Origin of the sequence: Promicromonospora sp. NPDC059942 (genome assembly GCF_042731755.1) — a bacterium.
Classification (GTDB): domain Bacteria; phylum Actinomycetota; class Actinomycetes; order Actinomycetales; family Cellulomonadaceae; genus Promicromonospora.
The window spans coordinates 1-10805 of the sequence record NZ_JBHWLR010000043.1 but is presented as its reverse complement, the minus strand read 5'-3'; the positions used below and the strand labels follow the sequence as shown (position 1 = coordinate 10805).

Below are 10805 nucleotides of genomic sequence, written 5' to 3'. Positions count from 1 at the left end.
GCCCGTCCCCTCCTCCCGGGTCCCCTCAGGGCCCCGGTTTTCTTCGCTTTGGCGCCGTCAAAGCGAAGAAACCCGGGCCTCGAAGGGGATTGCGCAGTCCGGCGCGACGGCGGTCAGTCCGCCGAGCGCACCATCGCCCGGACGCCCACCGTCAGGCCGACGGCGGCCGTGGCCAGCGCCGCCACCCAGCCCCACGCGACGGCGGAGGACGCCAGGTCGCCCGCGAAGGCGGCGCGGCCCGAGTCGACGACGTAGCGCAGCGGGTTGACCGTGGAGAGGGCGCGCATCCACGCCGGCCCCGTCTCCAGCGGCAGCAGCATGCCCGAGAGCAGCATCACCGGGAACAGCACGGTCTGCTGCACCACCCAGAACATCCACTCCTGCTTGCGCACCGCGAGCGCCAGCGAGTACGACAGGGCGCCGACGCCGATGCCGAGCACGGCGAGCTGCAGCAGCGTGAGCACAGCGCCGAGCGGGTCCGGGCGCAGGCCGAACGGCAGCATGACGAGCAGCACCACCGCGGACTGGGCCAGGACCGGCACCATCTCCTTCAGGGCGCGGCCCACGAGCTGCGCCGGCCGGGACAGCGGGGTCACGAGCATCCGCTCGTGCACCCCGGAGGAGATGTCGAGCTGCAGGTTGGAGCCGGTCACCGAGCTGCCGAACAGCGTGGTCATCGCCAGCACGGCGGGCACGAACCAGAGCCAGACGTCGGTGCCGAGGGTCGCGCCCGCCGAGCCGACGAGCAGCGGACCGAACAGCCCGAGGAACACGAGCGGCTGGATGAGCCCGAACAGGATCGAGAACGGGTCGCGCGCCACCGGGCGCAGCTCCCGCAGGAGCACGATCCGGGTGTCGCGCACGAAGCTGCGGCGCGCGAGGGGTCGCTCGGCGGCGGCCTGCGCGGCGGGGGTCAGGGTCGCGGCGCTCATGCCGGGACCTCCTTCTTGGTCGTCGTGGAGGTGGTCGTCGCGGAGGTGGTCGTGCCGGAGGTGGTGGCGGGGGTGCTCGCGGGCTCGTCCGGGTCGGCTCCGGCGCCGTCGACGCCGGTCTCCCGCAGGCTGCGGCCGGTCAGGCCGAGGAAGACGTCGTCGAGCGTGGGTCGCGCGACGTCGATGCGGCGCACCTCGACGCCGGCCGCGTCGGCGGCGCGCAGCAGGCCCGGCGTGGCGCCGGGCCCGTCCGCGGTGCGGATCTCGACGGTCTGCTCGACGCCGTCCGCCCGCCCGGCGGCCTGGGCTCGCCCGGCGCCCTGGGCGCGCACCGCGGCGTCGGCCGCGGGGACCGAACCGTCGGACACGCGGACCGACCGGGTGCCGGGCGCGCGCTCGGCGATCGCCGCGAGGGCCGCCGTCTGCCCGGCCGGGACCCGCAGGGTGACCAGGTCGCCCGCGAGCTCGGCCTTCAGGGCGTCGGCGGTGTCGTCGGCGATGACCTGCCCGTGGTCCACGACGATGACACGCTCGGCGAACGTGTCCGCCTCGTCGAGGTAGTGGGTGGTCAGCACGATGGTCATCGGCTCGGCGGCCGCGGTGCGCATCCGCAGGATGTGCTCCCAGAGGTTGGCGCGGTTGTGCGGGTCCAGCCCGGTCGATGGCTCGTCGAGGAACAGCAGCGACGGCGCGTGGACCAGCCCGACGGCCACGTCCAGGCGGCGCTTCTGCCCGCCCGAGAGGCTCTCGACCTTGCGGTCGGCCTGCTCGGTCAGGTCCAGGGCCTCCAGCAGCTCGGCGGCGCGGGTCCGGGCGGTGCGGCGGTCCAGGCCGTAGATCTCGCCCTGGGTGACGAGCTCGTCGCGGACGTGCTGTGCGGCGCCGCCGGCACCGCCCTGGCCCACGTAGCCGATGGCCGCGCGGACCCGGTCGGGGCGGTCGGCGACGTCGTACCCGGCCACCTCGGCGGTGCCGGACGTCGGCTGGATGAGGGTGGTCAGCATGCGCAACGTGGTGGTCTTGCCGGCGCCGTTGGGGCCGAGCACGGCCACCAGCTCGCCCGGCTCGACGTCGAGCGAGATGCCACGCACGGCGTGGACGGTGCGGGTGCGGCTCACCACGAAGTCCTTGGTGAGTGCTCGGGTGCGGATCACGATGTCTCCTTCTTGCGGTCCGTGCGTTCGGTCGGTTCCTGCTCTGCGGTACCCCCTCAGCCTTCCCGAGGTAGAGGTCAGATCCTGGCCTCTACCGCGTGCGATCCTGGATTCGTGCTCGAGACCTCCGGACGCCTCCTCGCCCTCCTGTCGCTGCTCCAGGCCCGCCGCGACTGGCCCGGTGCGCTCCTCGCCGAGCGGCTGGACGTCAGCCCCCGCACGGTGCGGCGCGACGTCGACCGGCTGCGCGAGCTCGGCTATCCCGTCACCGCCACCAAGGGGCCCGACGGCGGCTACCGCCTCGACGCCGGGGCCGAGCTGCCCCCGCTGCTGTTCGACGACGAGCAGGCGGTCGCCGTCGCCGTCGCGCTGCGCACGGGCGCGATCCCCGGGGCCGAGGAGGGGGCGCTGCGGGCGCTGGCGACAATCCGCCAGGTCATGCCCGCCCGCCTCCGGGCGCGGCTGGACGCGCTCGAGGTGACCACCGTGCGGCGTCGGCTCGGGCCCGAGGAACCGGCCGTGGACCCGGACCTGCTGCTGGCGCTCGGCTCGGCCTGCCAGGCCCGCGAGGTCGTCCGGTTCGACTACGCGGGCGGCACCATGGCCCCCGTCGGGGAGGGCGACGCCGCGTTCCGGCCGCCGCGCCGGGTCGAGCCGCACCACCTCGTGACCTCCGAGGGGCGCTGGTACCTGGTCGCGTTCGACCTCGATCGCGACGACTGGCGGATGTTCCGGGTGGACCGGGTCACGCTGCGCTCGGGCACCGGCCCGCGGTTCGTCGCGCGGGAGGTGCCCGGCGGCGACGTCGCCGCCTTCGTGGGCTCCCGGATCAACGGCTCCCGCTCGCCGGTGCGGGGCGAGGCGGTGCTGCACGCGCGGGCCGCCGACCTCGCGCCCTGGGTGGGTGCGAACGGGCTGTGCGAACCGCTGCCCGACGTCGACGGCGAGCCCCGGTGCCGCGTGGTGCTCGGCTCGTGGTCCTGGGCCGGGCTGGCCGGACGGCTCAGCGTCTACGACGTGCCGTTCGAGGTGGTGGGTCCGCCCGAGCTCGTGGCGGCGACCCGGGAGCTGGCGGACCGGTACTTGGCGGCGGTGCGGGACTGAGGTGCGGGACTGAGGCGCGGCCTGAGGCGCGGCCTGACCTGCGGGAAGGGGCGCACCGCGCGGGAACCGCACAGTAGGTTGAGGCGTTCCCCGTATTCACGACCCCGACAGAGAGCGTGCGCATGACGAACCTGGCCGACTTCACCGCCGACGAGCTCGCCCCGATCCTGGACGCCCCGGGAGCCGTGCTGAAGGGCGCGACCCTCGCCGACGGCCGCCCGGGAGCGTTCCAGTTCCTCAAGGAGATGACCTCGGGCGCCAAGGTGTTCCGCGAGGCCCAGGAGCACGAGAACGACTTCGTCCGGTCGGTGGCGATCGGCATGCGCGACCGGCTCAAGGAGCAGGACGCGGCCGAGGCCGAGGCGGCGGCCCACCCCGCCTCGCAGGTCGGGGTGGCGGCCGCTGCCGCCGCCACGGAGCGCGCGGCCACCGAGGGCGCGCGCCCGGACCCGGAGGGCGAGACCGCCCGCGCGGTCGAGCTGACCGGCGCCGCGATCACGCTCCTGCGCGCCCGCGGCGACGAGAAGGACGCCGTCGCCTACGGCGAGTGGATCCTGCGGATCGCCGAGCAGGTCGCGGAGGCCTCGGGCTCCAAGGTGGGCGGCTTCTTCAGCAAGCGCGTCAAGGTCAGCCCGGGGGAGCAGGACTTCATCGACCGACTGACGGCGGCCATCGGCAGCTGACGCCGCCGTCCGAGCCGCGCCGTCCGCCGCCGTCGTCTCGGCCCGACGCCGTCGTCCGCGCCGCCGCCGTCCGCCATCACCTTTGAGGCCCGGGTTTCTCCGCTTTGAGCCTGTCGAAAGCGGAGAAACCCGGGCCTCAAAGGGAAGTTGCGATCCGGATTTCGGCAGGCGTCAGCCCTGAGGGCGGCGGCGGGCGTACTCCAGCTCCGGCCGGCCGCGCGTGCCGTACCGGGGCGCGCGGGTCGCGACGCCGCGGTCGGCGAGGAACTCCAGGTACCGGCGGGCCGTGATCCGCGCGAGATGCAGCGCTTCGGCCACCTCGCTCGCGGACAGCGCGCCGGAGGCCCGGGCCAGCAGGTCGGACACGGTGTCCAGGGTGTCCTGGGACAGCCCCTTCGGCAGCCCCGCGGCGTTCGAGGTGCGCAGCGCCGCGAACGCGGTGTCCACCTCGCGCTGGCTCATCGTCGAGACGGGCGAGCGCATCTGCTCGAAGTACTTGCGGTACGCCCCGAGCTTCTCGGCGAACAGCCCGAACGCGAACGGCTTGATGAGGTACTGCACCACGCCGACGGCGACCGCCTCGCGCACCACCTCCAGCTCGCGCGCCGCGGTCACGGCGATCACGTCCACCACCAGGCCCGCCGCGCGCAGCTGCCGGCACAGCACCAGGCCGTGCCGGTCGGGCAGGTTCATGTCCAGCAGGAGCAGGTGCACCTCCTGGCCGGCGGCCTGGGCGTCGCGCAGCGCACGCACGGTCTCGCTCGCGGTGTGCACCACCCCGGCCAGCTCGAACCCGTCCACGCGGCGCACGTACTCGCCGTGCGCGTCGGCGGTGCGGTGGTCGTCCTCCACGACCAGGACCCGGATCATCCGCGGCCGCCCGACCCGGTGGGCCCGCCCGACCCGGTCGGCCCGGTCCGTCCGGTCCGTCCGGCGAGTGCGGGCGGTCCGGCGAGCGCAGGCGGTCCGGCGGGCGCGGGCGGTCCGACGACGGCGCCGTCGTCCGGCAGACCGCCCGGCGTCGCCCCCTCGGGGCGCGGGAGCGTGACCGTGAAGACCGCGCCGGTGCCCGCCCCGCGGGTCAGCTCGACGTCGCCGCCGAGGCTCTCGACCACCTGGCGCACGAGCGCCAGGCCGTAGCCGCGCCCGCCCGCCGCGGCGTCCTTGGTGCTCCAGCCCTGGTCGAAGATGTGCCCGAGGTCGGCGTCGGCGATGCCGGCCCCGCTGTCGGAGACCTGGAAGACCAGCGAGCCGTCGTCACCGTTGGCGAGGTAGATCTCGACCCACGCCTCGGTCGCCCCGGCCAGCGCGCGGGCCGACGCGGCGTCGATCGCGTTGTCGATCAGGTTGCCCAGGATCGTCACCACGTCCACCGGCTCCAGCCAGTGCGTGCCCGGCGTCAGGTGCGTCTCGAAGTGCATCTCGACGGCGCGCTCGCGCGCCTGGGCGGCCTTGCCCAGCACGAGTGCGGCGATGACGGGCTCCTCGATCGCCTGGACCACGCGGTCCGTGAGCCGCTGGCCCAGGTCCTTCTCGCCCGCGATGAACCGCAGCGCCTCGTCGCTGCGGCCCAGCTCGATGAGGGTCGCGATGGTGTGCAGGCGGTTGCTGAAGTCGTGGGTCTGGGCGCGCAGGGCCTCGGAGATGGTGCGCACCGACGACAGCTCGCCGGTGACGCGCTGCAGCTCGGTGCGGTCGCGCAGGGAGACCACCTCGCCGACGTTGCGGCCCGACGCCGCCGCGGTGTCGCGGCCCACGAGCAGCACGCGGTCGCCCACGCGGACCGGACCCTCGGGCGCGGTGCCGACCAGCACGTCGTGCACGGCGGGGGACAGGCGCGCGTCGTCCACGGCGAACGGCGCCGTGAGGTCCGGGACGTCGAGCAGCCGCAGCGCCTCGTCGTTGGCCAGCACCACGGTGCCGTCCTCGACCAGGAGCATGCCTTCCTCGACGGAGTGCAGCACCGCCTCGTGCGCGGTGAACAGGTGCGCCAGCTCGTCCGGGCCCTTGCTCTCCGTGATCCGGTCCAGCCGGCGCGACAGCAGGGTCGCGGCCACCGCGCCCGTACCGAACGCCAGCAGGGTGCCGACGCCGACCACCACCAGGCGGGGGACGATGCTGTCCCACAGCCGGTCGAGCGTGACGCCGGCGGAGACCATGCCCACCACCTCGCCGTCGTCCGTCACGACGGGGACCACGGCGCGCACCGACGGGCCGAGCGTGCCGTCGTAGACCTCGGTGAACGTCCGCCCGCGCAGGGCCGGCCCCGTGGTGCCGACGAACGGGCGGCCGATCTGCCACGTGTTGCGGTGCGTGTAGCGGGTCCGGTCGGTGTCCATCACGGTCAGGTAGTCGATGTCGGTCGTGGCCATGACCCGCTCGGCGTACGGCTGCAGCAGCCCGGAGGCCTCGGCGACGGCGCCCGGACGGTCCGTCTCCAGCGTGTCGTGCGCGCGGGCCACGGTGTCGATCACGAGCGACTCCGCCGCGACCGTGGCCGCCAGGTCGGTGCTCTCCTTCGCCGCGTGCGTCTCGGCCGAGGACCGGGCGTCCAGCGCCAACAGGCCGAACACGATGACGGCCCCGGCGAACAGCAGCGCCGTGTGCACGGCGAGGAACCACCTCGCGATACTCGCACCCCGTCGCTGCGCCACGGGGTCCATTGTGGACCGCCCGCGCGGCTGCTCCGACCGCCGCGAGAACACTATGTACGCAATGGTGGGGTTCGCCGCCCTGGCCAGCACTCTTGTCGCTGACCACACAGCGTTGTGAGAGGAACACACCATGGCGGTAACGCAGCCCGCCGGCGCCGGGACCACCCCGCGCCGCCGGCTCGACAAGAGTCACTACCTGTACATCGCGGTGATCGTCGCCGTCGTCGCCGGCGTCATCGTGGGCCTGGCCTCCCCGGAGACCGGAGTGGCGCTGAAGCCGCTCGGCACCGGGTTCGTCGCCCTGATCAAGATGATGATCTCGCCCGTCATCTTCTGCACCATCGTGCTGGGCATCGGCTCGATCGCGAAGGCCGCCACCGTCGGCCGGGTCGGCGGGCTGGCGCTGCTCTACTTCATCGTGATGTCCACGTTCGCGCTGTTCATCGGCCTCGTCGTCGGCAACGTGCTGCACCCGGGCCAGGGCCTGAACATCGCGGACGCCAGCTACGAGGCGGAGGGCGAGGCCGCCGGCCTGGTCGACTTCGTGCTCGGCATCATCCCCACCACGCTCGTCTCGCCGCTGACCGGTGAGTCCGTGCTGCAGACGCTGTTCGTGGCGCTGCTCGTCGGCTTCGCCATCCAGCAGCTCGGCGCTCGCGGCAAGCCCGCGCTCGACGCGATCCGCCTGGTCCAGGCGATCGTGTTCCGCGTGCTGACGATGATCCTGTGGGTCGCCCCCGTGGGCGCGTTCGGCGCCATCGCGGGCGTCGTCGGCGAGACCGGCTGGGGCGCCGTCGTCGCCCTGGGCACGCTGATGGTCGGCTTCTACCTGACCTGCATCCTGTTCATCGTGGTGGTGCTGGGCGCCGTGCTCTGGTTCGTGGCCCGCGTGAACATCTTCTCGCTCATGAAGTACCTGGCGCGGGAGTACCTGCTGATCGTCAGCACGTCGTCGTCCGAGGCGGCACTGCCGCGCCTCATCGCCAAGATGGAGCACCTGGGCGTGTCCAAGCCGGTCGTCGGCATCACGGTGCCGACCGGCTACTCGTTCAACCTGGACGGCACGGCCATCTACCTGACCATGGCGTCGCTGTTCATCGCCTCCGCGATGGGGACGCCGCTGTCCGTGCCCGAGCAGATCGGCATGCTCGCCTTCATGATCATCGCCTCCAAGGGCGCCGCCGGGGTCACCGGCGCCGGCCTGGCGACGCTCGCGGGCGGCCTGCAGACCTACCGTCCCGACCTGGTCGACGGCGTGGGCATCGTGGTGGGCATCGACCGCTTCATGTCCGAGGCGCGGGCCCTGACCAACTTCACCGGCAACGCCGTGGCCACGGTCATCATCGGCACCTGGACCAAGGAGATCGACCGCGACCGCGTGACCGAGGTGCTGTCCGGTGCGCTCCCGTTCGACGAGAGCGCGGCGGACGACCTGCACGCGCCGGACGACGCCGCCGGCTCGACGGACGACGGCGCCGGCGACGATGCCGGCGACGACGCCGACCGCACGGGCGGCTCGCGCCCGCGGGTGCCGGAGCCGACGGGCGTCTGACGGCGTCGTCGGCGTGCGGCCACTGACGGCGCCGACCAAGGACCGACGCCGGCCGGGGAACTCTGGGGGTACCCCGGCCGCCGTCTGACACAAGGGTCCGCCTCCGGCAGGTGATCAGGCATGTTCTGCGACGCGGAGCATGCGGGATCGCCTGCCGGAGGCGGACCCTTCGTCGTTCCCTCCGGGCCGGTGTGCGGGAATATATGGACGGCGCGTGCACTTCTGTGTTTATATGAACGCACAGTCCACATCGAGACCGGCCAAGATCAGGGAGCACCCCATGAGCACCAGCACGGAAACCAGCGGCACCCGACGCGTCGCGCTCGTCACCGGCGGGTCGGGCGGCATCGGCCGCGCCGTCGTCGGGCGGCTCGCGGCCGACGGCTACGCCGTCGCCGTCCACTACGCGGGCAACCAGGCCCGGGCCGACGATGTCGTCGCCGAGGTCCAGGCCTCCGGCGGCCAGGCCATCGCCGTCGGCGGGGACGTCGCGGACGAGACCGCGATGGCCGCCGCGTTCGACGCGACCGAGGCGGCGTTCGGCGGCGTCGACGTCGTCGTCAACACGGCCGGGATCATGCTGCTCGGCCCGGTCGCGAGCTTCGACCTGGCCGACCTCGACCGCATGCACCGCACCAACATCCGCGGCACGTTCGTCGTGGCCCAGCTCGCCGCCAACCGGCTGCGCGCCGGCGGCGCCCTGATCAACTTCTCGACGTCGGTGGTGCGGGCGCAGTTCCCGGCCTACGCCGCGTACGTGGCCAGCAAGGCCGCCGTCGAGGGCATGACGCTGATCCTGGCCCGCGAGCTGCGCGGCAAGGACATCACGGTCAACGTGGTGGCGCCCGGCCCTACGGCCACCCCGCTCTTCCTGAACGGCAAGGACGAGCAGACCATCCAGAACCTGGCGAACGCCGTGCCGCTCGAGCGCCTCGGCCAGCCCGAGGACATCGCCGAGACGGTCGCGTTCCTGGCCGGCCCCGCACGCTGGGTCAACGGTCAGGTCATCTACACCAACGGGGGCCTGGCATGAGCGCCGTCGTCGTCATCACCGGGGCGTCGAGCGGATTCGGGGCGCTGACCGCGAGGGCCCTGGCCGCCGCGGGCCACACCGTCTACGCGGGCATGCGGCAGACCGAGGGGCGCAACGCGCCGCAGGTCGACGCCGCCCGCGCCTGGGCTGCCGAGCACGCGGCTGACCTGCGGCCGGTCGAGCTCGACGTGAGCTCGCAGGAGTCGGTCGACCGCGCCGTCGGGCAGATCGAGGCCGAGCACGGGAAAGTGGACGTCCTGATCCACAACGCCGGGCACATGGTCGTCGGCCCGGCCGAGGCCTTCACGCCGGAGCAGCTCGCGCAGCTCTACGACGTCAACGTGCTGTCCACCCAGCGCGTGAACCGGGCGGTCCTGCCCGGCATGCGCCGCCGCGGCGCGGGGCTGGTGGTCTGGGTGTCCAGCTCCAGCGTCAAGGGCGGCACCCCGCCGTACCTGGCACCGTACTTCGCGGCCAAGGCGGGCATGGACTCCCTCGCGGTGTCGTACGCCGCGGAGCTGGCCCGCTGGGGCGTGGAGACGTCGATCGTGGTGCCCGGCTCGTTCACGAGCGGCACCAACCACTTCGCGCACGCGGGCCACCCGGCCGACGCCGCGGTGGAGGCCGAGTACGAGACCCGGTACGCCGGGCTGATGGGTCAGGTCGCGGAGAAGCTCGCGGCCCTGGCGCCCGACGCCGACGTGTCGCTGGTCGCCGACGAGATCGCCCGCATCGTGGCCCTGCCCGCCGGGCAGCGGCCGTACCGGGTGCACATCGACCCGGCCGACGACGGCTCCGAGGCGGTCTCGGACCTCGCCGACCGCACCCGCCGCGAGTTCCTGGAGCGCGTGGACCTGCCGGACCTGCTCGCGGTGAGGGCGGCGGCCTCGCCGATCAGCGACGCCGAGCCCACCTAGACTCGCGGGAGCTGAGGAGGAGGGGACATGACGGACCAGGTGACGGCGTCCGACGGCCACGCGCCCGCGCGCAGCCGGGGGCGCGGGCGGCGGCCGGCCGACGACGTGCGCGCAGACGTGCTGCGGGCCGTCGGCGAGGTGCTGCTGGCCGACGGCATCGCCGACCTGACGTTCGAGCGGGTCGCGCGCCTGTCCGGCGTCAGCAAGACGACGCTCTACAAGTGGTGGCCCTCCAAGGGGGCGCTGGCCCTGGACGGCTACTTCCACGCCGTGCAGCAGACGCTCGCGTTCCCCGACACCGGCGACATCCGCGTGGACCTGCGCGACCAGCTCCGGGCGTTCGTGCACCTGATGACGACGACGCCCGCGGGGCGCATCCTCGCGGAGCTGATCGGCCAGTCGCAGACCGACCAGGACCTCGCCGTCGCCTACCGCACGCTGTACTCGTCGGAGCGGCGTCGCCTCGCGGCCGAGCGGCTGCGCGCGGCGCAGGAGGCGGGGCAGGTGCGCGACGACGTCGACGTGCAGGTGGTGGTCGACCAGCTCTGGGGCGCCGTCTACCACCGGCTGCTGGTCCCGGACGAGCCGGTCACGGAGTCGTTCGCGGACGCCCTGGTGCACAACGTGCTGACGGGCATAGCCCGCCCCTAAGTTTCCCGGCCGCAGGTGAACGCGGGTGTGGGGGGGGGGTGGGGGGGAAGAAAGGGAAAAACACCACACCCCCCCCCCAGGGGGAAGAGGAAGGGGGGGGGAGGTCCCTCCCCCCCCCTTTTCCC

Annotated in this window: 10 protein-coding genes; 6 read left to right on the top strand and 4 right to left on the bottom strand. The window is 73.6% G+C overall.

Annotated features, from left to right (window positions below):
- Positions 1 to 113: 113 nt before the first annotated feature.
- Positions 114 to 932, bottom strand: a complete 819-nt coding sequence (locus ACFV9Q_RS28945) for an ABC transporter permease (RefSeq protein WP_377237276.1) — start codon at positions 930 to 932, stop codon at positions 114 to 116.
- Positions 929 to 2086, bottom strand: a complete 1158-nt coding sequence (locus tag ACFV9Q_RS28940) for an ATP-binding cassette domain-containing protein (protein WP_377237275.1) — start codon at positions 2084 to 2086, stop codon at positions 929 to 931. The genes ACFV9Q_RS28945 and ACFV9Q_RS28940 overlap by 4 nt, the downstream gene beginning before the upstream one ends.
- 114 nt (positions 2087 to 2200) lie before the next feature.
- On the opposite strand from ACFV9Q_RS28940, the gene ACFV9Q_RS28935 reads away from it, so the two are divergent.
- Together ACFV9Q_RS28935 and ACFV9Q_RS28930 are read left to right on the top strand one after the other, a co-directional pair.
- Positions 2201 to 3190: a helix-turn-helix transcriptional regulator gene (locus ACFV9Q_RS28935; RefSeq protein ID WP_377237274.1), complete on the top strand. Its 990-nt coding sequence runs from the start codon at positions 2201 to 2203 to the stop codon at positions 3188 to 3190.
- Between the two features lie 122 nt (positions 3191 to 3312).
- Positions 3313 to 3873, top strand: a complete 561-nt coding sequence (locus ACFV9Q_RS28930; RefSeq protein ID WP_377237273.1) for a hypothetical protein — start codon at positions 3313 to 3315, stop codon at positions 3871 to 3873.
- Between the two features lie 171 nt (positions 3874 to 4044).
- Here the strand turns inward: ACFV9Q_RS28930 and ACFV9Q_RS28925 are convergent, their stop codons facing one another.
- Complete coding sequence (locus ACFV9Q_RS28925; protein WP_377237272.1) at positions 4045 to 4743, bottom strand: response regulator; 699 nt, start codon at positions 4741 to 4743, stop codon at positions 4045 to 4047.
- Positions 4740 to 6527, bottom strand: a complete 1788-nt coding sequence (locus ACFV9Q_RS28920) for an ATP-binding protein (RefSeq protein WP_377237271.1) — start codon at positions 6525 to 6527, stop codon at positions 4740 to 4742. The genes ACFV9Q_RS28925 and ACFV9Q_RS28920 overlap by 4 nt, the downstream gene beginning before the upstream one ends.
- A 130-nt stretch (positions 6528 to 6657) precedes the next feature.
- Here ACFV9Q_RS28920 and ACFV9Q_RS28915 point away from each other — a divergent pair, with 130 nt between their 5' ends.
- From ACFV9Q_RS28915 to ACFV9Q_RS28900, 4 genes are all read left to right on the top strand, one after another.
- Complete coding sequence (locus ACFV9Q_RS28915) at positions 6658 to 8079, top strand: cation:dicarboxylate symporter family transporter (protein WP_377231088.1); 1422 nt, start codon at positions 6658 to 6660, stop codon at positions 8077 to 8079.
- A gap of 280 nt (positions 8080 to 8359) precedes the next feature.
- Positions 8360 to 9112, top strand: a complete 753-nt coding sequence (locus tag ACFV9Q_RS28910; RefSeq protein WP_377237270.1) for an SDR family oxidoreductase — start codon at positions 8360 to 8362, stop codon at positions 9110 to 9112.
- Positions 9109 to 10029 carry an SDR family NAD(P)-dependent oxidoreductase gene (locus ACFV9Q_RS28905; protein ID WP_377237269.1) on the top strand — a complete coding sequence of 307 codons (921 nt, stop codon included), beginning with the start codon at positions 9109 to 9111 and terminating at the stop codon, positions 10027 to 10029. Before ACFV9Q_RS28910 ends, ACFV9Q_RS28905 begins: the two co-directional genes overlap by 4 nt.
- A 27-nt stretch (positions 10030 to 10056) precedes the next feature.
- On the top strand, positions 10057 to 10680 hold the full coding sequence (locus tag ACFV9Q_RS28900) for a TetR/AcrR family transcriptional regulator (RefSeq protein WP_377237268.1): 624 nt from the start codon (positions 10057 to 10059) through the stop codon (positions 10678 to 10680).
- Positions 10681 to 10805: the final 125 nt, after the last annotated feature.